At 58.7% G+C, this 25,520-nt stretch carries 29 protein-coding genes and 1 pseudogene; 13 read left to right on the forward strand and 17 right to left on the reverse strand.

Annotated features, from left to right (window positions below; translation table 11 throughout):
- Nucleotides 1-3 precede the first annotated feature (3 nt).
- From ACVVH8_RS11670 to ACVVH8_RS11700, 7 genes are read right to left on the reverse strand one after another with little or no spacing between them, the layout of a single operon-like run.
- Nucleotides 4-1,416, reverse strand: a complete 1,413-nt coding sequence (locus tag ACVVH8_RS11670) for an ATP-binding protein (protein WP_213028310.1) — start codon at nucleotides 1,414-1,416, stop codon at nucleotides 4-6.
- Nucleotides 1,413-2,075, reverse strand: coding sequence for a response regulator (locus ACVVH8_RS11675; protein WP_103303375.1), 663 nt, complete (start codon nucleotides 2,073-2,075; stop codon nucleotides 1,413-1,415). The genes ACVVH8_RS11670 and ACVVH8_RS11675 overlap by 4 nt, the downstream gene beginning before the upstream one ends.
- Before the next feature lie 11 nt (nucleotides 2,076-2,086).
- A complete protein-coding gene (locus ACVVH8_RS11680; protein WP_123528894.1) occupies nucleotides 2,087-2,731 on the reverse strand; it encodes a tetratricopeptide repeat protein in 645 nt (214 codons plus the stop codon).
- Complete coding sequence (locus tag ACVVH8_RS11685) at nucleotides 2,728-3,537, reverse strand: SDR family oxidoreductase (RefSeq protein WP_475230224.1); 810 nt, start codon at nucleotides 3,535-3,537, stop codon at nucleotides 2,728-2,730. The genes ACVVH8_RS11680 and ACVVH8_RS11685 overlap by 4 nt, the downstream gene beginning before the upstream one ends.
- Nucleotides 3,524-4,198: a TenA family transcriptional regulator gene (locus tag ACVVH8_RS11690; RefSeq protein ID WP_475230227.1), complete on the reverse strand. Its 675-nt coding sequence runs from the start codon at nucleotides 4,196-4,198 to the stop codon at nucleotides 3,524-3,526. The genes ACVVH8_RS11685 and ACVVH8_RS11690 overlap by 14 nt, the downstream gene beginning before the upstream one ends.
- Nucleotides 4,195-5,676 (reverse strand): AMP-binding protein, encoded by a 1,482-nt coding sequence (locus tag ACVVH8_RS11695; RefSeq protein WP_475230230.1) that lies wholly within the window; start codon nucleotides 5,674-5,676, stop codon nucleotides 4,195-4,197. The genes ACVVH8_RS11690 and ACVVH8_RS11695 overlap by 4 nt, the downstream gene beginning before the upstream one ends.
- The gene (locus tag ACVVH8_RS11700; RefSeq protein WP_475230233.1) at nucleotides 5,666-6,343 is read right to left on the reverse strand and encodes a thermostable hemolysin; all 678 of its coding nucleotides are present in this window, start codon (nucleotides 6,341-6,343) and stop codon (nucleotides 5,666-5,668) included. The genes ACVVH8_RS11695 and ACVVH8_RS11700 overlap by 11 nt, the downstream gene beginning before the upstream one ends.
- Before the next feature lie 208 nt (nucleotides 6,344-6,551).
- Here ACVVH8_RS11700 and ACVVH8_RS11705 point away from each other — a divergent pair, with 208 nt between their 5' ends.
- From ACVVH8_RS11705 to ACVVH8_RS11740, 8 genes are all read left to right on the forward strand, one after another.
- A complete protein-coding gene (locus tag ACVVH8_RS11705) occupies nucleotides 6,552-7,106 on the forward strand; it encodes a cytochrome b (RefSeq protein ID WP_475230236.1) in 555 nt (184 codons plus the stop codon).
- Between the two features lie 127 nt (nucleotides 7,107-7,233).
- A complete protein-coding gene (locus ACVVH8_RS11710; protein WP_213028317.1) occupies nucleotides 7,234-8,073 on the forward strand; it encodes an AraC family transcriptional regulator in 840 nt (279 codons plus the stop codon).
- Between the two features lie 68 nt (nucleotides 8,074-8,141).
- A complete protein-coding gene (locus tag ACVVH8_RS11715) occupies nucleotides 8,142-8,720 on the forward strand; it encodes a LysE family translocator (RefSeq protein WP_475230239.1) in 579 nt (192 codons plus the stop codon).
- 311 nt (nucleotides 8,721-9,031) lie between these two features.
- Nucleotides 9,032-9,835, forward strand: a complete 804-nt coding sequence (locus ACVVH8_RS11720; protein ID WP_475230242.1) for a tetratricopeptide repeat protein — start codon at nucleotides 9,032-9,034, stop codon at nucleotides 9,833-9,835.
- Nucleotides 9,836-9,942: 107 nt separating this feature from the next.
- Entirely contained in the window at nucleotides 9,943-10,158 is a 216-nt protein-coding gene (locus tag ACVVH8_RS11725) for a DUF4287 domain-containing protein (protein WP_103303384.1), read from the forward strand.
- Nucleotides 10,159-10,171: 13 nt separating this feature from the next.
- Entirely contained in the window at nucleotides 10,172-10,651 is a 480-nt protein-coding gene (locus ACVVH8_RS11730; protein ID WP_475230244.1) for a GNAT family N-acetyltransferase, read from the forward strand.
- 163 nt (nucleotides 10,652-10,814) lie between these two features.
- Nucleotides 10,815-11,336 carry a GNAT family N-acetyltransferase gene (locus tag ACVVH8_RS11735; protein WP_475230246.1) on the forward strand — a complete coding sequence of 174 codons (522 nt, stop codon included), beginning with the start codon at nucleotides 10,815-10,817 and terminating at the stop codon, nucleotides 11,334-11,336.
- Between the two features lie 499 nt (nucleotides 11,337-11,835).
- Nucleotides 11,836-12,198, forward strand: a complete 363-nt coding sequence (locus ACVVH8_RS11740) for a DUF6124 family protein (RefSeq protein ID WP_475230249.1) — start codon at nucleotides 11,836-11,838, stop codon at nucleotides 12,196-12,198.
- An 81-nt stretch (nucleotides 12,199-12,279) separates the two neighbouring features.
- Here ACVVH8_RS11740 and ACVVH8_RS11745 read toward each other — a convergent pair whose 3' ends face one another.
- On the reverse strand, nucleotides 12,280-13,047 hold the full coding sequence (locus ACVVH8_RS11745) for a hypothetical protein (RefSeq protein WP_475230251.1): 768 nt from the start codon (nucleotides 13,045-13,047) through the stop codon (nucleotides 12,280-12,282).
- Between the two features lie 376 nt (nucleotides 13,048-13,423).
- Between ACVVH8_RS11745 and ACVVH8_RS11750 the strand changes: the two are divergent.
- The 3 genes and pseudogenes from ACVVH8_RS11750 to ACVVH8_RS11760 form a co-directional block, all read left to right on the forward strand.
- Nucleotides 13,424-13,809: pseudogene (locus ACVVH8_RS11750) on the forward strand (DUF2931 family protein); the annotation flags it as partial.
- An 11-nt stretch (nucleotides 13,810-13,820) separates the two neighbouring features.
- Nucleotides 13,821-14,480 carry a DUF2931 family protein gene (locus tag ACVVH8_RS11755; protein WP_475230254.1) on the forward strand — a complete coding sequence of 220 codons (660 nt, stop codon included), beginning with the start codon at nucleotides 13,821-13,823 and terminating at the stop codon, nucleotides 14,478-14,480.
- Nucleotides 14,481-14,512: 32 nt separating this feature from the next.
- Nucleotides 14,513-15,169: a DUF2931 family protein gene (locus ACVVH8_RS11760; protein ID WP_213028327.1), complete on the forward strand. Its 657-nt coding sequence runs from the start codon at nucleotides 14,513-14,515 to the stop codon at nucleotides 15,167-15,169.
- Nucleotides 15,170-15,405: 236 nt separating this feature from the next.
- Here the strand turns inward: ACVVH8_RS11760 and ACVVH8_RS11765 are convergent, their stop codons facing one another.
- From ACVVH8_RS11765 to ACVVH8_RS11775, 3 genes are read right to left on the reverse strand one after another with little or no spacing between them, the layout of a single operon-like run.
- Nucleotides 15,406-15,885: a YbaK/prolyl-tRNA synthetase associated domain-containing protein gene (locus ACVVH8_RS11765; RefSeq protein WP_150602826.1), complete on the reverse strand. Its 480-nt coding sequence runs from the start codon at nucleotides 15,883-15,885 to the stop codon at nucleotides 15,406-15,408.
- Between the two features lie 16 nt (nucleotides 15,886-15,901).
- The gene (locus tag ACVVH8_RS11770; protein WP_103303395.1) at nucleotides 15,902-16,660 is read right to left on the reverse strand and encodes a sulfite exporter TauE/SafE family protein; all 759 of its coding nucleotides are present in this window, start codon (nucleotides 16,658-16,660) and stop codon (nucleotides 15,902-15,904) included.
- A gap of 3 nt (nucleotides 16,661-16,663) precedes the next feature.
- Entirely contained in the window at nucleotides 16,664-17,749 is a 1,086-nt protein-coding gene (locus tag ACVVH8_RS11775) for a TauD/TfdA family dioxygenase (RefSeq protein ID WP_475230257.1), read from the reverse strand.
- 109 nt (nucleotides 17,750-17,858) lie between these two features.
- On the opposite strand from ACVVH8_RS11775, the gene ACVVH8_RS11780 reads away from it, so the two are divergent.
- The gene (locus tag ACVVH8_RS11780) at nucleotides 17,859-18,791 is read left to right on the forward strand and encodes a LysR family transcriptional regulator (protein WP_475231160.1); all 933 of its coding nucleotides are present in this window, start codon (nucleotides 17,859-17,861) and stop codon (nucleotides 18,789-18,791) included.
- 167 nt (nucleotides 18,792-18,958) lie between these two features.
- Here the strand turns inward: ACVVH8_RS11780 and ACVVH8_RS11785 are convergent, their stop codons facing one another.
- The 6 genes from ACVVH8_RS11785 to ACVVH8_RS11810 all read right to left on the reverse strand — a co-directional run bounded on the left by ACVVH8_RS11785 (nucleotide 18,959) and on the right by ACVVH8_RS11810 (nucleotide 23,202).
- Nucleotides 18,959-19,303: a hypothetical protein gene (locus tag ACVVH8_RS11785; protein WP_103303398.1), complete on the reverse strand. Its 345-nt coding sequence runs from the start codon at nucleotides 19,301-19,303 to the stop codon at nucleotides 18,959-18,961.
- A gap of 215 nt (nucleotides 19,304-19,518) precedes the next feature.
- Nucleotides 19,519-19,791, reverse strand: coding sequence for a hypothetical protein (locus ACVVH8_RS11790; RefSeq protein ID WP_475230259.1), 273 nt, complete (start codon nucleotides 19,789-19,791; stop codon nucleotides 19,519-19,521).
- Nucleotides 19,792-20,024: 233 nt separating this feature from the next.
- Complete coding sequence (locus ACVVH8_RS11795; RefSeq protein ID WP_475230262.1) at nucleotides 20,025-20,345, reverse strand: isochorismate lyase; 321 nt, start codon at nucleotides 20,343-20,345, stop codon at nucleotides 20,025-20,027.
- A gap of 161 nt (nucleotides 20,346-20,506) precedes the next feature.
- Nucleotides 20,507-21,613, reverse strand: a complete 1,107-nt coding sequence (locus ACVVH8_RS11800; protein ID WP_475230265.1) for a DNA alkylation repair protein — start codon at nucleotides 21,611-21,613, stop codon at nucleotides 20,507-20,509.
- 2 nt (nucleotides 21,614-21,615) lie between these two features.
- On the reverse strand, nucleotides 21,616-22,221 hold the full coding sequence (locus tag ACVVH8_RS11805; RefSeq protein ID WP_475230267.1) for a glutathione S-transferase: 606 nt from the start codon (nucleotides 22,219-22,221) through the stop codon (nucleotides 21,616-21,618).
- 60 nt (nucleotides 22,222-22,281) lie between these two features.
- Nucleotides 22,282-23,202, reverse strand: a complete 921-nt coding sequence (locus ACVVH8_RS11810; RefSeq protein WP_103303402.1) for a MurR/RpiR family transcriptional regulator — start codon at nucleotides 23,200-23,202, stop codon at nucleotides 22,282-22,284.
- A 313-nt stretch (nucleotides 23,203-23,515) separates the two neighbouring features.
- Here ACVVH8_RS11810 and ACVVH8_RS11815 point away from each other — a divergent pair, with 313 nt between their 5' ends.
- A complete protein-coding gene (locus tag ACVVH8_RS11815) occupies nucleotides 23,516-25,453 on the forward strand; it encodes a bifunctional 5-dehydro-2-deoxygluconokinase/5-dehydro-2-deoxyphosphogluconate aldolase (RefSeq protein WP_475230270.1) in 1,938 nt (645 codons plus the stop codon).
- The last annotated feature ends 67 nt before the right edge of the window (nucleotides 25,454-25,520 follow it).

Here is a 25,520-nt window from a genome sequence, read left to right on the forward strand (position 1 = left end):
CAGCTAGGGCGGTGGCTCGCGGGTGCTGCGCTGCGCCGAAGGGCGCGGCCCTCCGTCAGGGATCGACAACGTCGCCCGCAATCCGCCCTCGGCGCGATTGATCAGCGTAATCCGCCCACCCAAGCGCGTTGCGATGGTGTTGACGATGGTCAGCCCCAATCCCGCCCCCTGCACGTTGCCACGGCTGTAGAACCGTTCAAACAACCGTGCCCGATCCGCCTCATCAATGCCCGGCCCCTGGTCTTCGACGCTCAAATGGCAGAAGCCATCGGCTTGCCTCAGTGTCACGGTGATCACACCGTGCTCCGGGGAAAAGTTCGCAGCGTTGGTTATCAGGTTGTTCAGGGCAATGTCGATGGCGGCAACACTGGCCATGACGTGGAACGGTTTGGCACTGTCTTCGAAGGCCAGTTCCAGACGCTTGCTTAGCAGCCACGGCGTCAGTTGCACGAGGCTGTTGCGCACGGTGTCGCTGAGATCGATACGTTGCAGCGGCGGCGGATCGGGTTTGGGTTCCAGGCGCGCCATGGTCAGTAACTGGTTGACGAGGCGGCTGGTACGGTCGACGCCAGCGATCAGAAAAGCCAGCGAGTCGCGGCGCTCCTGCTCGGTACCGGCCTCCAGCAGGTTTTGCGCATGCACCCGCAGCACCGCCAGCGGGGTGCGCATTTCGTGGGCGGCGTCGGCGATGAAGCGGCGTTCGCGACCGAGCACTTCTTGAATCTGCGCGAGCATTCGGTTGAGCGCGGCTTGCATCGGTTCAAGTTCGCTGGGTAACGGTGTCAGTTGTAACGGCTCCAGTGATCCACTGTGACGTGCGCGCAGGGTCGCGGCCATGTTCGCCAGTGGCTTGAGCCCCCAGCCAATGGCGAGCCAGACCATCGCCGCCAGCATCAGACTGCCCAACACGTTCGGCCACAGCGTGTGGCGAACGATGCGGTCAACCAGGTCGGCGCGCACATCATCGCGCTCGCCGACCCAGATGCGCAGGCCGTTCTGTTTGTCTTCCAGCAGAAATGCGCGCCATTGCCGACCTTTCAAATCCACCACGTCACTGAAGCCGGGCAGGGTGGGCGGGGCGGTGAAGGAGGGCGCACTGGCGGTGTGTACCAACACTTCGCCTTTGGGATTCCACACCTGAAAGGCGATTTTGCTTTCGTAAGGATGGCCATCCACCCGTGGCTTGGCTTCGCCGAGGGCCTGATTGAACGCCTGATACAACTGCGTGTGCTCGGTACTCGCCATCGGCATGCGCATCACGCCTTGCAGCAGTCGGGCGTTCTGCGCCAGTTGCGCATCGTAGACTTCGGCAATTTCGTGGTTGCTGTCATGCAGGTTGAACGTACTGAGCACTGCCAGACCGGCCAGCAACAGGCCGATGATCAGCGTCAGCGTGCGGCGGCGGATCGAGGTCATCGGCGCTCCTCCACCAGATAACCCACGCCACGAATGGTACGGATCAGGTCAGTGCTGAACTTCTTGCGCAGGTGATGGATGTGCACTTCCAGGGTGTTGCTTTCCGCCTCTTCATTCCAGCCGTAGAGCAACTGGATCAGTTGATCGCGGGTCATCACCCGGCCCGGCGGCGAGAGCAGTTCATGCAACAGCTGATATTCCTTGGGCGTCAGCGCCACGGGCTGGCCTTGATAACTGACCTGCTGGGTGCCGGGATTGAGGCTGATGCCGGCGTGCTCGATCAGCGCCTGAGCGCGTCCGGCACTGCGCCGCAACAGGGCGCGCAAACGCGCCTTGAGTTCAGCCAGATCGAAGGGTTTGACCAAGTAGTCATCGGCGCCGGCATCCAGCCCGGCGATGCGGTCTTCGGTGGCATCGCGGGCGGTGAGGATCAGCACCGGCAGATTCGAACCGCTGTCGCGCAGACGCCGCAGCACATCGAGGCCATCCATGCGCGGCAGACCGAGATCGAGCACCGCTACGTCGAAGGTTTCACTGAGCAGCGCATGCAGCGCGCTGCTACCGTCCCTGAGCCAATCGACGGTGTAGCCTTCGCGCCCCAATGCCTGATGAATGCCTTCACCGAGCGCCACATCATCCTCAATCAGTAGTAAACGCACACGGACTCCTGTCAGTCGAGTTTCTTGTTGACGTCCACCAGCAGGGCGGCGATTTCTTTGCGGCGCCCGGCGTCGGCACTTTCGCGGCCAGGGCGCGGTGCCGCTTGCAGGGCTTTTTGCAGCGCCTGTTTGGCTTCAGCGTAGCGTTTTTCACGGTAGAGGTGATCGCCCCAGAAGTACAGGGTGTCGATGCCGTTGGGGTTAAGTTGCAGCGCTTGCTTGAGCAGTTGCTCGGCCTTGTCGCTGTCACCGAAGCCGATCGGCCAGCCGGGGACGCGGTCGTACAGGGCGGCGAGGCTGGTGTAGGCCGAACCTTGCAAGGCCTTGGGGTCGAGGGTCAGGGATTTTTCCAGATCAGCCTTGGCGTCCTTGGCTTTGCCCAACGCACCAAGCCCACCCTCGGCACCGGCCCAACTGCTGGTGACGATGCCTTTCCAGATCCACGCTTCGGCCACGGCCGGGCGTTGCGTGGTGAAAGCGCTGGTTTCGGCGGCGAGCTGTTCGAAGGCGGCGGCGCGCTGTTTCTCCGCCACTTCGTATTGAATGTGCGCCCAGCTCTGCTGGATGCCACTGAGGCGTTGCTGATCGGCGGCATCCAGCGCCCAGACGCTTTGACTCAGTACGGCCAACAACAGGCATGCGGAAAGTTTTTTCATGGCTTGTGGGTCTCGTTATCAGGTTTTTCACTGAGGCGGCGGATCAGCGGCAACTGCTTGCGCAGGCCGCGATCAACCAGATGCGGCAATAGATTGTTGAGGCGCACGAAAAAGCGTTCGGGCCAGCCCAGATACAGATCGCGGCGGTCACCGGCTATGGCGTGGATCACCGCCGAAGCCACGGTTTGCGGGTCGTCTACGTTGGCTTTCAGTGCATCGTTCAAGGCTTGCGCCGCAGTGCTGTTCATCGACGTGCGCGTGGCGCGTGGCGCGACGTAAAGCACGCTGACCCGAGTGTCAGCCAGCTCTCGACGCAGCGCTTCGGAAAACCCGCGCAAGGCAAACTTGGTCGCGCAATAACTGGCGTAACCGGCATAACCGATCGAACCATAGGTGGAGCCGACGTTGACCACCATGGCGCTGTCGGCCTCTTTGAGCATGGGCAGCAGCAGTTTGGTCAGGCAGATCGGCGCGCTGATGTTCACCGCCAGCATCGCGTTGATGTCGCTATCATCGAGCTGTTCAAGCATGGCGAAGTGATTGACACCGGCCGCGTTGATCAGCAGGTTGATACCGCCGATGCCTTCAGCGGCGGCCAGCACTTTGCGTCGGTCGCTGAGGAAGGTCAGGTCAGCAGCGACCCAGCACAGGTTCTGCGGATAACGCTCGAGCAGCGGCATCAGCGCTTCCTGATGCCGGGCCACGGCCAACACCTTGGCACCGGCGGCGCACAAGGCGCTGGCGATGGCCATGCCGATGCCGCCACTGGCGCCGGTCAAGACCACACGCGCATCACGCAGCTGCATGTTGAGCCTCCGCGTCACGCGGCAAGCCACGGAACATGTCGGTGTACAGGCGATAGACGACTTTCGAGGCGTGGATCACCGCCGCCTGATCTTCGGGATCCTCCAGTTTGTTCATCAGTCGGCGGTAGGTCTGCATGTGCTCGATGTCCAGCGAGCCATGGGAACTCAAGTAGCTGAACGCCGTTTCCGGCAACGCCAGACGCTCACGAATGCTGCCCGCCGCGTGGGTGGCCAAAGCGATGCTGGTGCCTTCAAGCACATTGACCATGCCGAACAGCCCGACAGGATTGCCCCGCGCGATCAGGTCGTAGAGGAAACTGACCATCAGCTCGATCGACAGCGACGGCTGGCCATCGCGCACCGCATCGCGGTCGCCGCCACACGCGGCAATGTCGTTGAGCACCCACTGTTCATGGCCGTATTCATCCTCGATGTACTCGCACACGGCTTTGCGTAACCACTCCAGACGTGTCGGCAGTCGAGCACCGCACGCCATCATCAGCGGCACGGTGTGGCGCACGTGGTAATAGGCCTGGGCGAGAAATGCCCGATAGCTTGCAAGACTGACCTTGCCTTGCAGGGCATCCAGAATAATCGGCAGGTTGAACAACTCGTGGCGTTCCTGCTGTGTGGCTTCTTGCAGGGTGTCGAAAAAATTCATGATGCGGATTCCTCGGAGACGGCGGATTCGGTCAGTTGGGCGTGGTAGTGCGCGACGATGGCTTCGCGGCGCGGGCGGCCATTGGCGGTGAGCAGGCCATTGGCGGCGCTGAAGGGGTGGGGTAGACGTGTCCAGCGATGCACCTGGGCGTAATCGGGCAGCGCCTCATTGGCTTCGGCGACGGCGGCGGCCAGTTCCGCGTCGCTGCAATCGGCGCGATGCGGCCAGAGCAGGGCGTGGTTGTGTGGCATCGCCTCGCCATAGACGAACGCCTGGGCAATGTGGCGGCGCTGGGTCAGCTCGGACTCGACCCATTCCGGGTTGACGTTGCGCCCGAAACTGGTGACGAACTGATGCTTTTTGCGGCCCTTGAGGTAGAGAAAACCTTCCGGATCGAACTCGCCCAGATCGCCGCTCGGCCACCACTCTTCGGCATACGGCGCATCGCCCAGATAACCCAGCAGCGGCGAGCCCTTGATCAGCACTTCGCCGTCCTCGGCCAGCCTTACTTCAACATGCGGCAACGGCCGGCCAACACTGCCCGGACGCCGTGCGCCGGGGCGATTGAGGCATACCACCGATGAGCATTCGGACAAGCCATAACCTTCATAAACCGGCAGGCCGACACGTTGCGCGCGGTGCAGCAGATCTTCGGACACCCGTGCGCCACCGACCGCGGCGAAGCGCAGATTTTGTGGGTCGAAGGCTTTCTGCTCAGCAGCGCTGACCAGCATCAGTAACAGCTGCGGCACCAGAATCAGACTCTCCGGCGCGCGGATGGCCAGATAGCCGAGCAGGCGTGGAATGTCGACACCGCTGGCGCCGTGAATGCCGAGGGTTTTCTGGCTGGGCAGGCTTAGCATCGCACCGGCATACAGCGCCGCGTAACAACCGAGGTTTTCCAGCAGAATCGCCAGCGGCAACAACGCCAGATGATGCTGCGGGCCGGTCGGTTCGCTGGCCTGATCCAGCTCACGCGCCACCCGCAACAAACTGTCGGCACTCAGGCAAACGCCTTTCGGTGTGCCGGTGGTGCCGGAGGTAAACGTCAGTTTGGCAGTGCCAGCGGGCAGGCGGCTCGGGCCGCTGAAGATTCGGCACCAGAACTCGCCATTCTTCACGTAACCGGCACCGAGCAATTCAGCTTCCAGCTCCGGCTCGGCAATCACCCGTTCAGCCTGGCTCAGCTCCAGACAATGGGCGCGTTGCGCCGGGCTGAAAAACGGCGGCAGCGTCACACAGGTCAGGCCTTCGAACAGCACGGCCAGATCCCAGAGCATCGCGTCGACCCCGTTATCCAGCGCCAGTGCGACCACTTGCACGTGCTCGTCGCGCAAACGCTCTTGGCGATACAGCACCTCGGTGTACAAGGTCGTGTAATCCAGCTTTAGGGTGTCGTCCCACAGGGCGGTGGCGTTGTCATTGCGCCCGGCATGGCTGCGCAAGGTTTCCTGAAAGCGTTGCAGTTCAAGCGACATGGAAAGCTCCTTCAATCGAAGTCGGCAATCCCAGCCGGTTAAACAGTCCGATATTGCGCAAATGGATAAACCCGGCGCGAATGTTGCCGACGTGAACCCAAGGTTTGCTTTCGTAATAACTGCCCCAATGTTGACGCTCGTCACCCAGTCGCTCCGGGTCGGCGGCGCACAATGTCACCGGTTTCAGACCTAAACGATGGAAGCTGTTGACCAACCCGATATTGCCGGTAAACGTCACCCACTCCAGACCACCCATGGCCAGCAAATAGGTGATAGCGATGATGCTCAGGCGCGCACTGCCGGTGTCGTTTGCCGCGAGGTTGCCGACCTCGACAATCGCTGCGCGATCCACAGGATGATCTGCCGCCGCGCTGATCAGCGGCTCGATCGGCTCATCCAGATAGCGCTCCAGAAACAACGGCTCCAGATGCGCGCGGCGTACACCGGCCACCGCACACAGTTCACCGTCGCTGTTGTGCATGCCGAACAGTTCGGGCATGAAGTGGCGGATGTCGGCGCCGTGAGCTTTACGAAAGCGTTGCTGGATAAACGCCTCAAAAGACGTTCGATGGGCGTCGTCCGGCAAGGCATGGGTCAGTGTCATCTGCGGCGTTTCGGTCTGGCCGAAATGCAGGGGCAGGGGGATGTTCCAGTCGAAATCGGGCATGGGCAGAACGCCTCCCTCATGGATTTGAGCGAAGTATCCGAGCCATTTCTTAACGAAGTCTGAAGGTGAAAAAAGGTTAATCTGCCGGCCGATCTTCAGACTGTCTTAAGACTCGCCGGGCAGGGTGACACCGTCGGTCAGCCCGGCCAAAGGAACGTGACCGTCGACGCCATCGACCGTCACTCACGACAATCACGAGGCGCTACTTATGACCCGCGACAATGCCGCAAGCCGTTATGGAAAACTCTCGATCACAATGCACTGGCTGATGCTGGTGCTGTTCGTAGGTGTTTACGCCTGCGTTGAAATCAAAGGCTACATGCCCAAGGGCAGCGTAGCGCGCGGTCTGCTGATGGGCTTTCACGGCCTGTTCGGTGCGAGCATCTTCGCCCTGGTGTGGGTCCGCCTCATCGGCCGCCTGACCCCGCGCCCACCGATCACCCCCAAACCCCCGACGTGGCAGGTCGGGATTGCGCACTTGGTGCAACTGGGCCTTTACGGCCTGATGATCGCCACCCCGATCCTCGCCTGGCTGATGCTCGCCGCCGGCGACAAACCGTTCCCATACTTCGGCTTCCACGTACCGGCCCCGGTCGCCATCGACCCTGACTTCGCCAAACGCCTGAAGTACTGGCACGAACTGATCGGCAGCACCGGCTACTGGCTGATCGGCCTGCACGCGGTGGCGGGGTTATTCCACCACTATTGGGTGCGCGACAACACGCTGGTGCGCATCCTGCCCGGTCGCTCGGGCAACCGCTGAACCGCTAAAAGCGCAGGCGGGCTACCACAGGGGGCGTCGGTTCAGCGGACGAACGTTGCACAAACCTTCTAGCCGCACGAGGTCAACTGTGGGTTACTAGCCCCAGCCCACCACTCTGTAGCAAGCCATGAGCAACTGGATCAACCTCACCCACGACCGGGAAACCGGCATTGAAACCCTGCATGCGCATTTTGCCGGGCACGCGCACGCGTACGATCCGCACTGGCACGAAACCTACCTGATCGGTTTCACCGAGCAAGGCGTGCAGCGCTTCAACAGCCGCCGGGCGCGGCATGACAGCACGCCGGGCAAGGTCTTCATGCTCGAACCCGGCGACATCCACGACGGTGATGCGCCGAGTCCCGACGGTTTCACCTATCGCATGCTCTACCTGCAACCCACGTGGCTGGAACAGGCGCTGGACGGTTTACACCTGGGCCGTTTCGGCAGCGGTTTGCCGGGTATCGGCAGCGTGCTCAACGACGATCCAGAACTGGCCCGCGCAACCCTGTTTGCCTTCAATGCGCTGCATCAGCAGGATGTGCGCATGGTGCGGGACGTCGCGCTGGATTCTTTCCTGGAACGCCTCGCCAGCCATTTGTACCGACGGCCGCAACCCACAACGGCAACCCGCGCACCCTTGATCGCCCGACAAGCCCGGGATTACCTGATGGCCTATCACGAACAGGACATCAGTCTGCAAACCCTGGCAGAGGTCTGCGGCACCGACCGCTTCCGCCTGACCCGTGCGTTCAAGGCTGCCTATGGTTTGGCGCCGCATGCCTGGTTGATCCAGTTGCGCCTCAGTCGTGGCCGACAGATGCTCGCTGCCGGTGTGCAACCGGTGGACGTCGCCAGCAGACTCGGTTTCTCTGACCAAAGCCATTTGGGCCGCTGGTTTGTGCGCGCCTATGGCATCACCCCGGGCGCCTATCAACAGCGCGCCACAGGCATCATCCGCCGCTGAACAAACGTTCAAGACCGCCGCACACCGCAACCGCCACAGTAGGCCCTGACTTCCTAAAGGGCCGTGCCATGCTTGCATTCATTCTCTTCGCCTTCGTCGCCTCCATCACCCCGGGCCCGACCAACCTGATCGTCCTCAGCACCAGCGCCCGGCGCGGTTGGCGACCGTGTTTGCCGATCATTCTGGGCGCCGGCGTGGGTGCCGCTTCGCTTGTCTGGGTCGCCGGCGCCGGCGCCAACACTTTGATGCTGCCCGGCGTGCGCCCGATCATCAGCGGCCTCGGACTATGCTGGATGCTGTGGCTGGCATGGCAGATCTTCACGGCCCCGGTCACCGACATCGATGCCGCCGCCGGGGAAGAAAAGGCTGAGATGGGCCTGATCGGCGCTGCACTGTTGCAATGGGTCAACCCTAAATCCTGGTTCATGGCGATTGCCGTGATCAGCGTGTTCACCGCGCAAGGGCAGGGGTTGAATGCGCTGTGTCTGGTGTTCTTCGTGGTATCGCTGCCCTGCCTCGCGATCTGGGCGCTGCTCGGCCGAGGGGCTGCGCGATGGCTGAGTAACCCGGCGCAGCTGCGCTGGCTGAACCGGATCCTCGCCGTGCTATTGGTGGTCTCATCCGCGACAGCCATTCTGCACAGCTGATCTTTGATCGCACGCAAAACCCCTGTAGGCCTTCGCCTGCTCGCGATAGCGGTGGTTCAGTCAATATTGATATCAACTGAACAGACGCCATCGCGAGCAGGCTCACTCCTACAGGGTTTTGTGCAAAGTTTGAGTAATCGAAGCTTCAGCTTTTGAGCAGGCCTGCCGATCAAGTCAGCACGATTTCAATGGAAGCAGTCATGAACAAGGTTGTCACTTTACTCGCGCTTACGGCACTCATCTCCGGGTGTAAAACCCTTGGCGAACCTCAACTCCAATCCTCAAAGAATCAGCTCCCCGATGCTCGTTGTGTGTCTTTCTACAAACAACAGTCGATCAGCGCCAGGCAAGTCGAGGAAATTCGTTATCTCAGTACCCAGTACGTCAACTGCGCAGTGGTGCTCGGCTTGATGTACGAGCATGGTCACGGCGTAGCGCAGGACTTTCCCAAGGCCAGAGGTCTTTACGAGTCGATGGTCGGCAGAGACCCCAGCGTCTATAGCCGACTGGGCGCCATGGCCGAAAACGGCGTGGGCGGGCCCGTCGATCTGGTGGCTGCCCGGGACTTCTATCAGCGCTCCGTGGTCAATCCCGGCCATGCCGACGCGGAGTTCAAAGTGGCCGAGTTCCTCGAATTCGGCAAAGGTGGCCCGCAGGATCTGCAAGGCGCGCTGAAGTATTACCTCAGCAGTGCCAATGGCGTCGACGGCGCCTTGAGTGGCCTGCAACGTCTGCGCTCCCGAGGCGTAACGATGACCACCGCGCAACAAGCGCGCTACAACGAAATCTTTGAAAGCGACGTGCGCTACCGCTTGAAAAACAGGGCACTGGCCATCGAAGAAACCTTGAAGAAAGAGCGAATGACCGCGCGCGACAGCCAACCGGTGACGGTGCAACTGGAAGGCATCCCCGGTGTGCCGGTGCCGACGATCTCACTGGTGCAAAGCTCCGGGAATAGCGCTGTCGACCAAAAGGTATTGCAGGGCTACGCCGATTACCGATTCCCTGCCGAGCCAATCCTGCCGCCGGAGCAGAAAACCTACTGGATCAGGTCCACCGTCATGACCGACGGCAAGACTGATCTGCAGAGAATGGCAGAACTCATTTCGAAGTAAGCGAACAACCCGGGCCACTTGCCGGATTGGCCTCTCCCGTCCACTCTATGGCTTGCCGACAAGGAGCGTCCGCCGACCCTCCGTCGCGATCCCAGGGAGCTTGCAGCATGAGCGAAGACAACAAAGTAAAAGGCCCGGCGTCGTACTTCCCCTCCATCGAAAAGAAGTACGGCCAGCCCATCGACCACTGGCTGAACCTGCTCGCCAGCATCACCGACAAGAAACACATGGAACTGGTGGCGTGGCTCAAGGACGAACACGGCATGGGCCACGGCCATGCCAACGCACTGGTCGCGCATCATCTGGCGGCCAGCAAAAAGTGAGGGCAGGGCAGCGATGAACTTCACCCACCGACCCGTGCTCGCCGAAGACGTCAAAACCGTCTGCAGCTTTCCCCAAGGCGAACAAGAGCTGTTTTTCATGTTCCCGAAAGCGCACTTCCCGCTGACGGAAGAGCAACTGCACACGGCGATCAGCCAACGTTTCGACTCGACCATTTTCGAGGCTGATGGATCAGTCGTCGGCTTCGCCAATTTCTACCGCGCCGAACACAACGGCATCTGCTGCATCGGCAATGTCATCGTCGCGCCAAGTGCCCGTGGCAAAGGCGTGGCCCGATACATCATCGAAACCATGACCGCAGTGGGCTTTGAAAAGTATCAGGCCAACGAAGTGCAACTCTCCTGCTTCAACGAAAACACCGCAGGATTGTTGCTCTACCCGAAACTCGGCTTCGTCCCGTTCGCCATCGAAGAACGCCCCGCGCCGGGTGGCAGGCGATCAGCGCTGATTCACATGACACGCCACAAAACCTGAGCAACCCACGAAACCTGTGAGAGCCAGGCTTGCCCGCGATGGCGTCCGTCCAGCCAGAAATGATCTAGGGTCTGGCCCGCCCCCTGTAGGAGTGAGCCTGCTCGCGATGGCGCCCGCCGAGCCAACCTGTGTTTCCGAGAATCTTCCAACAAGGTTTTTGATCATGTCTGCCACCAAATCCCGCCTGATATACCGGCAACCGCAACTCGCCGACCTACCCGCCGTTTTCGCCATTTTCGGCGACCCGCAGACCAACCTGTTCAACCCTGCCGGGCCCATGACCGACCTCGCCCAGGCTGAGGCGTTGCTTGAGCGCTGGATCAAGCACTGGGCTACCCGCGGCTATGGCTGGTGGACCATCAGCAGCGCCCAATCCCCTGACCACATACTCGGATTCGCCGGCATCGCGACGCATGACTATCTGGGAAAATCGGTGATCAACCTCGGCTATCGCTTCGCCGTCGAAGCCTGGGGCCACGGCTACGCAACAGAAGCGGGGCAAGCCGCGTTGACCCACGCCTTCGACCACCTCGGATTACCCGAAGTGTTCGGCCTGGTCAGGCCTGATCACGCCGCGTCGATAAAGGTGCTGGAGAAAATCGGCCTGCGCCGCTTCGGACTGCTCGACGACGTGCCGGGCAAAGCCCCCAGTCTGGTGTTTCGAATCCAGCGCAACCCCGCCTGAACAAGGCCGGTGATTCGAAACGCATACCGCCCGTAGGAATGAGCCTACCCAGCCGCTACCAGGCCCAAGCCAACCACATCCCCTGTGGGAGCGGGCTTGCCCGCGATGGCGCCAGCCCAATCACCACCTCATTCACTGAATGCAATAAACGGCAAACAACGCCGATGTTTAAACGAAGCCTCCCGTAACCACCTGCGCCCTACAACGTCTTGCGCCATCGCCTACGACTACGCCAGAATCCGCCGGCTTGTGCGTCTAGGTCGCGGGTTCTATCGTTTGTCGGTCACTAAAAAACAGTGATCGGGTTTGGTAGCCCGCCATAACTAGTCGCATCGCGCACCGTTCGCAGACCCTGTCGGGTCACTGCTCAATGGTGGCCATGCGCAGGACACCTTCGGGTGTGCCGGGTCCTAGTTACCGGTCTACCAACCCGCGTATGGCCGCCACCTTCGTTTGGTAGCGAATGTGAAGGCTCCTTTTATCAACTAGGAGTATCACCATGTTCAAAGTAACGCCGAACCCGCCACAAACCGACCCCGCATCCCCGTACGAATCCCCCGACTCCAAGAAATTCCACGAAGCCGCCGAACGCGCCCTCGACCACTACCTCAAACCCTCCGACCAAATCATGGCCAGCACCAACGAGCCCGAACCCATGTACCTCGCCAACCCGAAGTACGACACGGAATCGCTCCTGGCCAACGCCAGCGAAACCCTCGGTTCGGCCAGCGAAATGCTCCTCAACTTCGCCGCCACGCTCGACAACTCCCACCGCAAAACCGCACTGGGCATCGCCCAAGTCGTCATGCTCGGCGAACTCGCCGTAAACCGGGCGCTGGATAACGTAGTGTTGAAGGAGTAGTTAAGTAGTCCGCTGTGGCGAACGCTCTTCCGTCGCCACAGTGGGTGTTGCTGGTAACGAAAAAATCATTGCTTATATTAGCTACGCTGGGGTTGTTGCTTTGTCAGTCTTTCTCTGTGCTGAATCGGGAGGTGACTGCTTTTTTATTGGGTGGGTCTTTAGTCTTATTTCACCTGTGACTTTTGCTAGTCTTAATGCAATTGCTGCACCGAGTAAAATGGAAGCTGCGTACTTTATTTTGTCAAAGATTCTTTCAAAGTTTCTGAAATTGGTGTTCGCCTTTTCGATTGCGTCAGCTTGTATTACATGTTTGGCGTAATCTTGAATCAGGTCGTCAAATCGTTCTTTGATTAAGGGATTGTTGTATCTAATTATCCCTTTGTCCAGATCGGCAAAGTAATGCACAATTTTCAAATCAATTTGTGTTTTGGTCGGCTCATCAGGTCTGATTTTCTTAAATTCATCGCACGCTGCAGACAGCTCACTGGAAGAAATTTTCACGCGGCTATCAGCATTTAGCGATGAAGGTTGCAGGCAAATTGGGGAGTCGCTGAGCCTTGCGGCAGTCATATTGAGGTTTTGACTAGTGAGGCGGCCGATGCTTTCTTCCATATTTACAGTGGATTGATTAATTGCAGTTCCTGCCTGAATTGATTGGATGACCAATCCAAAAGCTCCAATTGTAATCCACCAATAATCAGCTTTTTTCCATCCTATGTCATCCAAGCGAGTCGGGAGGTACTTGGTTTCCCTAACAAATAGCCAATAAAAAACGAAGTATAGAAAGGCTATGCTGCTCGCAATGATGCATGCAATTACTACCATTTGCGTGATCGGGTCATACTCCATGACGCTGCTCCTATGTTTTTTGAAATGGTCAATATTCTCCATATCGGCAGAAGTTAATTTAGCTAAAGTTTAATGTTTGGGGGGGTAATTTTACTCATTGGAGTTGTGGAATCAAGGGCGCCTTATTAAGCGGCAGTCTTACTGCTGTTCTACAGTAACCCAACTCCAAGTACGACATCGGATTCAACCTGGCCACTGCAAGTGAAACTCCGGCCTCAGCAGGCTGGATCAACGAAGCTGGCACACGGCCACGCCTTGCGCCTACCAGTCTCGACTGTCACTCTTTCGGCCGTTTAAAAGGATCAGAACAAGGAATCAAGGATTGAGTGGCTACGTTCCCACCTCCCCGAAAAACCATCGCTACGCAGAAGCCGAAGGAATGCCGGTGACTGACGCCGATCTTCCAAGAATGATCTTCGTACGTTGGCAGTCCATATCAGAGCAAAAAACCTATAAAGGCTTCATAGAAATTCCAGAAGAAGCGAGGCAGTTGATGGTGAAATCAACACACCAACGCTGCCCGGAAACTCCAGAAAGAACCGCCCGATACATGGCGACACTGTAGGGCTAGTTCCCGGTGGTGTGCTGCAGGCTTGGGTCAGAGACTCGTGCCACCGCCCAATCAAAGTTGCCCATGCCCAAGGCGAGATCGAACCGCTCGGCCCGCAGCAGGGTAAGCACGGTGATCGATACGCCTATCCCGTGACTGAAAAGGCCAAGCGCTATATCGAGAAATTCGGCATTCCGTATGGGAGTTGGTAAACCCTAACCCAATGAAGCAACTCATTACGATGCTGTGCATGTTTCTGGTCTTGGGTTGCCAGGCTACTGATCCACTTTCGGTTAAGAGCGATCCGAAATCCGAGTGGTGGGAGTTGGCCTTTGTTGAGCCGGATTACATGAAAGTCTGGGTAGAGAACAGTTCTGTTCAAGACATCACCGGCAAAATTTTCCACAAAACTGGTAGCGGCACCGCTGCGGGTGGAGAACCTGAAGATGGCACAGAGTCAGCCCGTGGGTGGACGGGAGGGGTAGGCGGCAGCGGGAAGAGAGTCGTGGGGGCAGATCTGCCCGTCCGTATTTGGGTTCGTTGGCAATCGATTGTGGAACAGAAGACGTGGCAGGCTTCGGTGGATGTTCCTGAAGAGGCCAGGCAGTTGATGGTGTCTTCCGTCAATCAGCGTTGCCCGCAAACACCGGATCAAGAAGCTAGATTCATGGGGTCGGTCTATCTGGGATTAGCCCCCGGTGGAGTAGTGCAGGTTTGGGTCAGAGATTCGTGTAATCACCCGGTTAAAGTCGCACGCGTCCAAGCCGAGATTGAACCTTTGGGGCCGAGTCAGGGCAAGAACCAAGGGCGTTACGCATATCCCGTGAGTGAAAAGTCTGAGCGCTACATCCAGAAGTTCGGCATTCCATATGGAAGTTGGTAGCCGTGACACCTGCCTGAATGGAAGTTTTGGTAATGAAAACTCTTGTAATCTTGCTGGGCGCGCTAATCATGGCGGGCTGCCAACCTGCTGATCCTCTGTCAGCGAAAAACGATCCCAAATCTGACTCGTGGGAGCTCGCGTTCACCGAGCCCTATTACATGAAGGTATGGGTTGAAGACAGCGCCGTCGAAGACATAAACGGCAAGTTGTTCAGACGCACCGGGGGAGGCACAGCCGCAGGTGGGGAACCAGAAAACGGTAAAGAGTCCGCACGAGGCTGGCACGCTGTGGGCGGTGCCTCAAAAGCGGTGATTGGTGCTGATCTACCCAAGCGCATTTATGTACGTTGGCAATCCATTGTTGAACCGCAGACGTATAAGGTTTGGGTCGACGTGCCTGAAGATGCGAGGCAGTTGATGGTGAAATCAGTTAATCAGCGGTGCCCTGAAACGCCGGAAGAGCAAGCCGTTTACAGCGCATCTATTTACTTGGGTTTGGCTCCAGGAGGCGTTGTTCAGATTTTTGTTCGGGACTCGTGCCATCGCCCCATCAAAGTGGGTAAGGCCCAAGCCGAGATCGAACCGTTAGGCCCTAGTCAGGGCAAGAATCAAGGACGTTACGCATACCCGGTTAGTGAAAAATCCAAGCGCTATATCGAGAAATTCGGCATCCCTTACGGAAGTTGGTAAACGGTAAACCTATGAAGCTAAGCATCACGCCGCCATTCGTCGAAAGGAGCCTTTCGTGAATGGCGACTATTGGCCGATTGCTGTGGGTCCCGAATAGCCGCTTCTGGCAGATGGCGGCCGCTCAGGAACGAACGCATTTGGGCAAAAGCGGACTGATTTATTTCCAAGATCTGTTTTTCAAGACGTATGAAAATAAATCTGTCCCCCTCTTTTGCGGCGTAGGTGAAAACGTCTGCTCAGGCCTGGCTGATATCCAGCAATCGAGGCATGGCAATCGCCAGATAATCCTTCGTATCGAGCACCATCGACGCATCCAGCCGCCCCGCGTTGAAGGCTATTTCAGCGTAGCGTGTGGTCAATGCCGGATCGACTATCAATTGAATCCGCTCATCGAAAACAAAAGGAGGGATGGCGCCGATCCGGCACCCGGTCAGTTCCATGGCGGTTTCGGCCTTTACCAGTTCGGCTTTTTTCCCGCCCAGGGCCGCGCCGACTTTCTTCATGTCCAGCTTCTGGTCGCCCGGCAGGATCACCAGTGCATAGGGTTCGGCCTGACCCTTGAGGGAGCAAAGCATGGCCTTCGCGCCTTGGCCGGGCTCGGTGCCACGGATTTCGGCGACGCGCGCCGACTGGCCCTCGGCATCGTGCATCAACACCCGGTAGGAGGCTGAGCGGGCATCGAGTAGTGCCACGAGGCGATCGAACATGGGATGCATGTAGTTTTCCTCTGGTTTACAGGAACAGGTCGTAGGACAGTTTGCTGATCAGAATCACCAGCAACACCAGGAAGAGAGCCCGGACAAAGGGCACGCCTTTATGAACCGCCAGCCAGGTGCCGGTGAGCGCGCCCAGGATGTTGAATGCCGCCATGGGGATTGCGATCAGGTAGAGCACGTTGCCCGTCGGAATGAAGAACATCAGTGCCGCTACGTTGGTCGCGATGTTCACTAGCTTTGCCGATGCCGAGGCATGAAGAAAGTCGAAGGCGAAGCAGCGGATAAACAGGAAGATCAGGAAGCTGCCAGTGCCGGGACCGAACAGACCATCGTAGAAACCGATGGCACCGCCGATGACGATCGCCAGCAGTTTTTCCTTGGTACCGATGCGCATGGGTTTGTGCAGGGCGCCGAAATCCTTTTTCCAGAAGGTGTAGATCGCCATCAGTACAATCAACACCAGCACCGCCGGCCGGATCATCGACTGGGGTACGAACGACACCGTGGCGGCTCCGAAGAAGGCCATGACAAAAGCCGCGCAGGCGGCGGGGATCACAAGCCCCCAGTCGATCACCACCTTGCGCACGAAGGACCGGGCCGCGAATGCGGTGCCGCAGGCGGCCGCGACTTTATTGGTACCCAGCAGCGCCGCCGGTTGAGCGGTAGGTAGCACGTTGAACAGCGCGGGAATCTGGATCAGTCCGCCGCCGCCCACCGCCGCATCGATCAGGCCGGCGGCGAAGGCGAACACGCAAAGGATGACAATATCGACCATGAATCAGGCTCTGACTATATAGGGTTGATGAGGGTCCAGCGGCACGACGCGTGCCGGATCATTGACCCCGAAGACGCGCAACATCCAGCGATCACGGCCGTCGTAGCGGGGTGTAAAACCATCTCGGGCATGCAGGGTTTGCTGGTTCTTGAAGATCAGCATGTCGCCTGGTTGCAGCAGTATGTGGTGCACGACATCGGAATGATTGGCGGCGGCGGCGAACAGTTGGAGGGCAAACTGCGCATTGGCGCAGGTCGTTTCGACACTCGCTTTGTTGTAGCGGCAATACAGGCCATCGGTTGCGCTTCTGTACAGCAAGGGGACGTTTTCCAGCACATTCCCCTGTTTGCCGAAGGAGGCCGGCCGGCGAACGGTGAATTTCGGCCGTGACAATTCTTCTTCGACCCAGGCCGGCAGAATGGCCAGCACCTCGTCAATGGCGACGATACGCGTCGGTACGTCGAGCTCACAGCGCAGGCCGGTCAGGGACAGGTACTCCGGACAGGCCGACAACTGCGAGACGGGTTCGCAGGTCAAAGGCAGGTGAGGGTTGTCGACATGCATGTCCAGATCCGCGCGCGAGCCATAGGAGCTCTTTTCGGTCTCTCGCTTTTGCTTGGGCGAAACGTGACGGAACACGGTGTCGCTGCTTTCACCCTCGTACGCCAGTGGACGGGTTTGCAGCGTTTGCAGCACGGACAAAATAGCCCCGGCCAGCGTCGACAGGTTCTCGATACCCGGCTCCAGGTCATAGGGCGTGGCGGGCAATTGCGGGTCCAGCGGCAACCCCCTGACGATCATCGCCACTTCACGGGACTTTGGAAAGTTGCGTAGCTGCTGGATTTTCTCGGTGCACAGGATACTTTCCAGCAACTGCCCCAGGACCGGCATGTGGCGGATACCCGAGGCGCTATCGGTCACGTCCAGCGATGCCAGACCGACCTGAAGTGTGCGTTGTTCTTCGAGCGACAGATGAATTTGCGGTATCTCCCGTCGAATCGACGTCACTGGTTTTTTTTCCAGCCATTCATGAATGACTTCATCAACACAAGCTGCGACTTTCCCGATTTCTTTATCCAGCTTCGACACGTCCTTGCGCTCCTGTTTGCCCAATCCTTGTGGGTTAAACGGGAAGGTTAACGGAAGGGACTTTTTTGTGTTGCAATGCCGCGTTGTGAAAAATGCAATGAGGTGGAGAGTGGCATTGAATATGTTGGGGGAACTTGAAGCCTTCGCGACCGTGGCTCGCAAGCGCAGCTTCGTCGCCGCGGCACGGACTCTGGGGCGCTCCCCCAGCGCACTGACCCGCGCCGTTCAAGCCCTGGAGGAAAGTGTGGGGCTCAAGTTGTTCAATCGCTCGTCCAATGCCGTGAGCTTGACCGAAGCGGGTGAATGCTTATTGCACCACGCGTACAAAATGCTCGATCTGCAACGTGAGGTGGATGAAGACCTCGCCGGCCTCAGCGGTCTGGCCTCCGGCTGGATCCGTTTTTCCGCCCCCGAGATTCTCGGAAACGGGGTATTGCCCCGGTTGATCGCGCAGTACTGTGAGCGTTATCCAGACGTAAACATCGATGTGATTTTCACCGATGAGATCATCGACCCGGCCAAGAGCAAGCTGGACTTCTCGATTCGCGGCGCGTTTCCACAATCCAGCGAATTGATCGGCTTTGCGCTCTGGAGTTACTCACGTTATCTGTATGCCAGCCCCGGCTACCTGGCGCGCAACGGCATACCCGACTCCATCGAGGCACTGGACTCGCATTCGCTGATCCTGCATACGGCGCCACGGATTCTCAAGGAGTGGAATTTTCGCAGTGAGCAGCAGGCCATCAGCTTTCGGGTTCATCCAAAATTTCGTTTCAGCTCCGGTCTGGCGGTATTCCAGGCAGCCCTGGCAGGCGTCGGGATCGCCCGCTTGGCGGACTGGATGGCGGAGCCCGAAGTGGAAGCGGGGCGCCTGTTGCGGGTTTGTCCTGAGTACAAACTCACCTCCAGCAGCGGTGAGAGCCCACAGATGCACGCGGTATACCCGGCCGGAAATTTACCGCTGCGGGTGAAGGCATTGATGGAGATGATCCGTGGCTTGGGTGAAAGTCTCGAATGTAAACGCGGCTCAGCACTGATATGAGGTTAGGGGGCGTTCAGCCCTGTCCGCTCACTATCGAGAGCACGCTGGGTTTTGATGTTTACCGGACGACGTCATGAGTGCTTGGCCGATTGTGGCCTTTTACGAACGGCTGTAAGCCAGTCATAAAAGGCTGCTTTCGACCCAAAGTGGATATTGCAGAGATGAAATCACGCTTGTTTAAAAGCAACCTTAATCGCCGCACCAGCTTGACCGGCGAGCAAAGCAATCTCAGAGTTGATGACAACCTCGTTCCAAGACAATTTGGTTGCGACGCACACTATTAAATACAGCTCACAGTAGCGCCCGCCGAGTTCGGTTTTGACCCAGGCAAGGGTGCCCCCTGAGGTAGCCATCGTGACTGGGATAGAGATATACCTGCTTCCGTCCGTCACTCGCATGCCGCCACGACGACATTCGAAGTGAACGGCCAATCGTTCGTAGGTCTCAATGTCAACGCCATGCACGACGACGAAATAGCTTAAGCAATCATCTTGGCTCACTGTAGTAATCATACTTTTACAGCCTATCTCAAAGACCAAATCGCTATTGGTGTCATAGCAGATAAATTCCGCTTTTGACCCACTTCTGCCAGTGCAGACCGGCTGTATTGGGCCGTTTTCTCCCGTCTCGCGACGGGCAGAAGGCGACCCAAAGCTGCCCTTCGTGAAGGACAGCTAATGGCCGGTTGAGTCCACAATCCGAAGCGGACATCGGCGGGACATTCCGATTAGCTGAATTGACGCTCATACAGGGTGACGTGCTGAGGAAACAGCTCGCCATAGAGCGGATGTGGAATGCCGAAAATGTTCACTTCGATGCTCGGTGGCGCGAGCTCTTCGGAGTAATCCAAGATGGCCAGACCCGCACATGGAATGACCAGACCCGCTTCGGTCTGAACAGAAAGATCCAGAACGGTCTGGTCGAGATGGTTCGTGGAGCACTGGTTCTGGATAGCTGCGTACCCATCGGCAGGTTCGAATTGGCCGAAAGCAACGCCCATCGGGGGATCTCCGTAATCGAGCGCCGAGTAGCCCACCAAAACCAATCCGCTATAAATTGAGAATCGCATCTTGAGATTGCCTGTTTGTGTCATGCATTAGACCCAAGCGCGGTATATCACTTGGCTGGTCCTTAAGCGAGGGTGAAGCAGTTGGGCGACCGCTTTTGGCCGATTGCTGCCTGTCATGACTGACCGAAATCCAATCCTCACGGCAGACAGCCCGGCCACTGGTTTCAAGTGTCAGCTTGTTGAGCAGCCCAGTGCTTCATCTCTTCTGCAATGAAGTGATTCACCAGGTCGCTGTACATTTTCTCGACTGCATCCGGATTCAGTCCCTCCGCCTCTGCCCACTCGCGTCGAGTGACCAGCATGGCTTTGAACCGCTCTGGCGCACGAACTGAAGTCGCCGAGGTCTTGAACTTCGAGGCCGCGAGTACGTAGTGAAAGCGCTTGCCCAACAGCTGAATGACAGCCTGATCAAGGGCATCGATCTCGCGCCGGATTTCCTCCATGCCTGCACACGCTTCTGGCTGCAAATGATTGATGACTTCCATGTGGGGGACTCCGTTTGTTGAAAAAATCTTGGGACTTCATCGTCCTGTTCCGACCGTTAGCAGTCCTTCGTGAATAGCTGCCCAATATGGGCTAAAACTGGCTCACCCTCGATTTCGCACCTGTTCAACCCTTTCCAGACCCACTAAATCTCTTTGTGGCGTCATCCCGCAATGATGTTAAACGCGGTAGCTGCCAACACCTCCCCATTAACCATCACTTTCACCCCATGTCCCCCAGCAAAATGCTTGCGCGTCGTAAAATCCTTAATCACCTGGCGCCGTCCCACCACCACACTCCCAAACCCCGCCAATACCACCGTCTTCAACTTAAATACCTTGGCCGAAACCCCGCCATTCGCCTTCACATAGTCAATCGCATAATCAATCACCAGCCGCTGCTCTTCCGCCACCGTCGACTTCAACACAAATGACAACGTAATCGCTTCCCCCAGCCTCACCACCGCCGGCTCAACTTTCACATCAAGCAACTCGACCTCAGGCTTCCGCCCAGCCCCAATCACTGTCAGCGCCCGCAAATCCCCCTGTTTAATCAAACTCCGCAGCGCATGCTTGGCAATCCACGCCGTGTGTTTGTTTTCCAGCGACCAACCTTCAATCGTGTCCAGCACCCACTTCGGATGCACCTTCGTCACGTCATTCAAATGATTCGCCACGGATTTGCGCACGTACAAACTCTCATCCGCCTTCAACCGATCGAGTATCCCTGCGGCCAATTGCGGATCAGCCTGCACCGGTTCCAAGCGGAACGACCACGGCAGGCGAGGGCGGCTGCCTTCGCTGGCGAGTCGGCGGACGTGGTGGTTTTCGTCTTGGGTCCAGTCGTGCATCAGTTCCAGTGAGCGTTCGAGGTCGTTGCGCAGGAAGTGGCGGATGGCGAATTCGGAGGAGCCGAAGGTGGTGAAGTACTTCAGGGCTTGCATTGAGGTGTCGAAGGCGTGCGCGCCGTAGCTGGCGACGTAGTGCGGCAGGCACATGCTGACGAATCCGCTGTTGAGCCGTGGTGCGAGTTCGCGCAGCACGTCGAGGGAATCTTCGTAGTCCAGCGGCAGCACGGCGTGCAGGCTTTCGCTGACGCGGGCCATGCGTTGCATCACGGATAAATCAGCGAGGCCTTCATTGGCGTGTTTGAGAAACGCCTTGGCCTTGAACGCCGGATACACGGAGCTCATTTCTGTGGCGATGTGTTTCAGGCGTTCGGCGTTGAAGATTTCCTTGAGCGCGGGTGCGGCGGTTTCGGTCGCGCTCATGGTCAGGTCATCGGCGTGCTGACGAACGCTTCAAGCGTTTCGGCGTACGCGGTGTATCGGGCGATGTGGGGATAGCGCGCTACATCGATCTGATCGGGGACGACGAGGTCGGTGAAGCTCCAGGCGACGGCGAGGCTGATGCCGGCTTGGGTCAGGGTGCCGTCGGTGGGCAGGCCGGTCTTTTCTAGTTCATGTTCGAGTGCGGTGAACGCGGCGGCGAGTTGGCCTTCGACGCGTTCGACCCACGGCTGATACTGGATGTCGGCCGGGCGCAGGTTGCGTTCGTAATACAGCTGCACGGCTTTTTCGCAGGCGGCGAGGCTAAGGCCGATCAGGCGCAGGGCGTGTGCGCGCTGGCCCAACTCTTTGGGCAGGAGGCTTTTGCCGGAGGCGGCTTCGAGGTAGTCGAGGATGAGGGTCGAGTCCATGAGCACAACGCCGTCGTCGAGGATCAGCGTGGGCGCCTTGACCACCGGATTGATCTGCTGGAATTGCTCGAAGTGGCGGAACACCGAGACCGACTCGTGTTCGAGGTCGATCCCCAGGCGTTTGGCGGAGATCGCCACGCGGCGCACGTAGGGGGAGTCCAGCATGCCGATCAGTTTCATGACGCGTTCCTTCAAGTCGAACCGGGGGAAGGCATAACCTAGCCGAGCTTGAAGGAATTGTCAGTCCTCGAATCCAACCTGTTCGTGAATCTCGTCCACCTTCAGTTCGAGCCTATACGCCACGGCGATAAACAACGCCTGACACAAACACAGCGTCGCGCTCAACGAGCGGAAGGCGAACGAGCTGCCTTCGTTGACCAGCAGCACGGTGTTGGCGCGTTTCGCCAGTGGCGAGAGGTTGCTGTCGGTGAGGATCAGGGTTTTCGCCTGATGGTGCTGGGCGATGCGCAGGCAGTGTTGGGTTTCCTTGGCGTACGGGGTGAAGCTGATCGCGATGACGAGGTCGTTGGCGCGCACGCTGCGCATCTGTTCGCGGTAGCTGCCGCCGAGGCCGGAGACCAGGTGGATGCGTTTGTTGGTGTGTTGCAGGTTGTAGACGAGGTAGTCGGCGACCGCGAAGGAGCGGCGCACGCCGACCACGTAGATGTTGTCGGCGTTGACCACCAGATCGACGGCTTTTTCAAACGCCGCGTCGTCGAGTTCCTGGCCCAGGCGTTCGATGCCGGAGAGGGTGGCATCGACGCATTCGCGGGCGAGGTCGCCGGCGCTGGCCTTCTGCGACTTGTTGGCGATCATGCTGCGGATGCGTTGCTGGTAGTTCTGCACCGGCGTGGCTTTGTGTGTGTAGGCCTCGCGGAACAGCGCCTGCATTTCGCTGAAACCGCTGAAACCGAAGCGCTGCGAGAAGCGCACGATGGCCGACGGGTGCACTTCGCACTCGCGGGCGATGTCGCTGATGCGGTCGACCATGATCCGGTCGCTCTGCTGGCTCATGTAGCTGGCGATGCGTTTGAGCTGGCGCGGCAGGGCTTCATATTCTTCGGTGATCAGCTGCAGCAGACGCTCGGCATTGATCGGGGGGCTGGCGAGGTCGCTGTCGGTGGGGCGCTCGTCGGTAGCCGGCTGATCGGTGCGGGACATAAAAAATCCTTCTGGCTTGTTCTTATAGGCCTGGGGTGATGCGCGGCAGGCCATGACAATAGGTTGGCTGTGCGCAGTCTACAGGGTAGGCCCTAATAAAATCTTGGCTTGCACGGTTGGCGGTCGATGCTGAATCGATGCACCGCGTCTGGAGCGCCCGTACGAAAGTGTATTGGAAAAAATATTCCACGTAAAAAATAATTAGAATAAATATTGATTATTGCTGGCGGAGCGTTTTAGTCTGCGTCCACTCAATGTGTTTTCTTCGACGTATCGACGAAAACCACGGCTGATAAAAATAACAGGAGCCAGCATGGGCCAGACTCGTTTTGCCAGTGGGCGTCAATTGGATCTGATTTGCCTCGGGCGCCTCGGCGTCGACCTCTATGCGCAGCAGGTCGGGGCGCGGCTTGAGGACGTTTCCAGCTTCGCCAAATACCTCGGCGGCTCGTCGGCCAATATCGCCTTCGGCACGGCGCGGTTGGGCTTGAAGTCGGCGATGTTGAGCAGGGTCGGCGACGATCATATGGGGCGTTTTCTGCTCGAATCGCTGGCCCGCGAGGGTTGTGATGTCAGCGGCATCAAGGTTGATCCCGAGCGTCTGACTGCGATGGTCCTGCTCGGTCTCAAGGACCGCGAAACCTTTCCTCTGGTGTTCTACCGCGAGAACTGCGCCGACATGGCGTTGCGCGCCGAGGACATTAACGAAGCGTTCATTGCCTCCAGCAAGGCGCTGCTGATCACCGGCACGCATTTCTCCACCGAGTCCGTCTACAAGGCGAGCATTCAGGCGCTGGATTACGCCGAAAAACATAACGTCAGACGTGTGCTCGATATCGACTATCGCCCGGTGCTCTGGGGCCTGGCCGGCAAGGCCGATGGCGAGACGCGGTTTGTCGCTGACCGCAATGTCAGCCAGCACGTGCAGTCGATCCTGCCGCGTTTCGATCTGATCGTCGGCACTGAAGAAGAGTTTTTGATTGCCGGTGGTGCTGAAGATCTGCTCACCGCGCTGCGCAATGTGCGGCGCTTGAGCAACGCGACGCTGGTGGTGAAGCTCGGGCCGCAGGGTTGCACGGTGATTCACGGGGTGATTCCGGTGCGGCTTGAGGACGGCGCGATCTACCCCGGCGTGCGGGTCGAGGTGCTGAATGTGCTCGGCGCTGGTGATGCCTTTATGTCGGGGTTTCTCAGTGGCTGGATCGAGGACGCCACGGATGAGCGTTGCTGCCAGTTGGCCAATGCCTGCGGCGGGCTGGTGGTGTCGCGCCACGCTTGCGCCCCGGCGATGCCGACCCGCGCCGAACTCGACTATCTGTTCAACAGCCCGGTGCCGATCACCCGGCCGGATCGGGACGAGACGTTGCAGCGCTTGCATCAGGTCAGCGTGCCGCGCAAACAGTGGAAACCGCTGTTCATTTTTGCTTTCGATCATCGCTGGCAGTTGGTCGAACTGGCGCAGAAGGGTGGGCGCGATCTGGCCAGCATCAGCGCTTTGAAGCAACTGTTCATACAAGCGGTGGAGCGCGTTGAAGCCGATCTGCGCGAGCAGGGTGTCGAGGCGGATGTCGGGTTGCTGGCGGATCAGCGTTTCGGTCAGGACTCGCTTAACGCCGCCACCGGTCGCGGCTGGTGGGTGGCGCGGCCGGTCGAGGTGCAGAACTCACGGCCGCTGGCGTTCGAACATGGGCGTTCGATTGGCAGCAATCTGATTGCCTGGCCACAGGAGCAAATCATCAAGTGCCTGGTGCAATTTCATCCTGATGACGAGCCGATGTTGCGGCTGGAGCAGGAGGCGCAGCTCAAGGGTTTGTACCAGGCCTCGCAGGTCAGCGGGCATGAATTGCTGCTGGAGGTTGTGCCGCCGAAGGATCTGCCGTCGGCCCATCCGGACGTGCTCTATCGCGCCTTGAAGCGCCTGTACAACCTCGGCATCTACCCGGCGTGGTGGAAGATCGAAGCGCAGAGCGCCGAAGAATGGCAGCAACTGGATGCACTGATTGAAGAGCGCGATCCGTATTGCCGTGGCGTGGTGCTGCTGGGGCTGAATGCGCCGGCAGCGGCGTTGGCCGAGGGCTTTCAGCAGGCCAGCGGCAGCCGCACGTGCCGAGGGTTTGCGGTGGGGCGGACGATTTTTCAGGAGCCGAGCCGGGCGTGGATGGCCGGCGAGATCGATGATGAATCGCTGATCCGCCAGGTGCAGGGCACGTTTGTCGAACTGATCGAAGCCTGGCGCAAGGCGCGTGGCTAAGCATTCACACCGAACGTGTGGGAGCTGGCTTGCCAGCGATGACGGCGGCACATTCAGCATCGAAGGT

Source organism: Pseudomonas trutticola BRTCR10 (assembly GCF_056155105.1).

Excerpts from the sequence above, each read along its gene's own strand:
- ACVVH8_RS11810 (WP_103303402.1), bottom strand. The coding sequence starts at position 23,202 with ATGTCCCGCACCGATCAGCCGGCTACCGACGAGCGCCCCACCGACAGC.
- ACVVH8_RS11670 (WP_213028310.1), bottom strand. The coding sequence starts at position 1,416 with ATGACCTCGATCCGCCGCCGCACGCTGACGCTGATCATCGGCCTGTTG.
- ACVVH8_RS11710 (WP_213028317.1), top strand. The coding sequence starts at position 7,234 with ATGAGCAACTGGATCAACCTCACCCACGACCGGGAAACCGGCATTGAA.
- ACVVH8_RS11795 (WP_475230262.1), bottom strand. The coding sequence starts at position 20,345 with ATGGAAGTCATCAATCATTTGCAGCCAGAAGCGTGTGCAGGCATGGAG.
- ACVVH8_RS11785 (WP_103303398.1), bottom strand. The coding sequence starts at position 19,303 with ATGATTACTACAGTGAGCCAAGATGATTGCTTAAGCTATTTCGTCGTC.
- ACVVH8_RS11760 (WP_213028327.1), top strand. The coding sequence starts at position 14,513 with ATGAAAACTCTTGTAATCTTGCTGGGCGCGCTAATCATGGCGGGCTGC.
- ACVVH8_RS11745 (WP_475230251.1), bottom strand. The coding sequence starts at position 13,047 with ATGGAGTATGACCCGATCACGCAAATGGTAGTAATTGCATGCATCATT.
- ACVVH8_RS11735 (WP_475230246.1), top strand. The coding sequence starts at position 10,815 with ATGTCTGCCACCAAATCCCGCCTGATATACCGGCAACCGCAACTCGCC.
- ACVVH8_RS11765 (WP_150602826.1), bottom strand. The coding sequence starts at position 15,885 with ATGCATCCCATGTTCGATCGCCTCGTGGCACTACTCGATGCCCGCTCA.
- ACVVH8_RS11700 (WP_475230233.1), bottom strand. The coding sequence starts at position 6,343 with ATGCCCGATTTCGACTGGAACATCCCCCTGCCCCTGCATTTCGGCCAG.
- ACVVH8_RS11790 (WP_475230259.1), bottom strand. The coding sequence starts at position 19,791 with ATGGGCGTTGCTTTCGGCCAATTCGAACCTGCCGATGGGTACGCAGCT.
- ACVVH8_RS11690 (WP_475230227.1), bottom strand. The coding sequence starts at position 4,198 with ATGAATTTTTTCGACACCCTGCAAGAAGCCACACAGCAGGAACGCCAC.
- ACVVH8_RS11695 (WP_475230230.1), bottom strand. The coding sequence starts at position 5,676 with ATGTCGCTTGAACTGCAACGCTTTCAGGAAACCTTGCGCAGCCATGCC.
- ACVVH8_RS11740 (WP_475230249.1), top strand. The coding sequence starts at position 11,836 with ATGTTCAAAGTAACGCCGAACCCGCCACAAACCGACCCCGCATCCCCG.
- ACVVH8_RS11815 (WP_475230270.1), top strand. The coding sequence starts at position 23,516 with ATGGGCCAGACTCGTTTTGCCAGTGGGCGTCAATTGGATCTGATTTGC.
- ACVVH8_RS11770 (WP_103303395.1), bottom strand. The coding sequence starts at position 16,660 with ATGGTCGATATTGTCATCCTTTGCGTGTTCGCCTTCGCCGCCGGCCTG.
- ACVVH8_RS11705 (WP_475230236.1), top strand. The coding sequence starts at position 6,552 with ATGACCCGCGACAATGCCGCAAGCCGTTATGGAAAACTCTCGATCACA.
- ACVVH8_RS11715 (WP_475230239.1), top strand. The coding sequence starts at position 8,142 with ATGCTTGCATTCATTCTCTTCGCCTTCGTCGCCTCCATCACCCCGGGC.
- ACVVH8_RS11805 (WP_475230267.1), bottom strand. The coding sequence starts at position 22,221 with ATGAAACTGATCGGCATGCTGGACTCCCCCTACGTGCGCCGCGTGGCG.
- ACVVH8_RS11685 (WP_475230224.1), bottom strand. The coding sequence starts at position 3,537 with ATGCAGCTGCGTGATGCGCGTGTGGTCTTGACCGGCGCCAGTGGCGGC.
- ACVVH8_RS11730 (WP_475230244.1), top strand. The coding sequence starts at position 10,172 with ATGAACTTCACCCACCGACCCGTGCTCGCCGAAGACGTCAAAACCGTC.
- ACVVH8_RS11800 (WP_475230265.1), bottom strand. The coding sequence starts at position 21,613 with ATGAGCGCGACCGAAACCGCCGCACCCGCGCTCAAGGAAATCTTCAAC.
- ACVVH8_RS11755 (WP_475230254.1), top strand. The coding sequence starts at position 13,821 with ATGAAGCAACTCATTACGATGCTGTGCATGTTTCTGGTCTTGGGTTGC.
- ACVVH8_RS11680 (WP_123528894.1), bottom strand. The coding sequence starts at position 2,731 with ATGAAAAAACTTTCCGCATGCCTGTTGTTGGCCGTACTGAGTCAAAGC.
- ACVVH8_RS11725 (WP_103303384.1), top strand. The coding sequence starts at position 9,943 with ATGAGCGAAGACAACAAAGTAAAAGGCCCGGCGTCGTACTTCCCCTCC.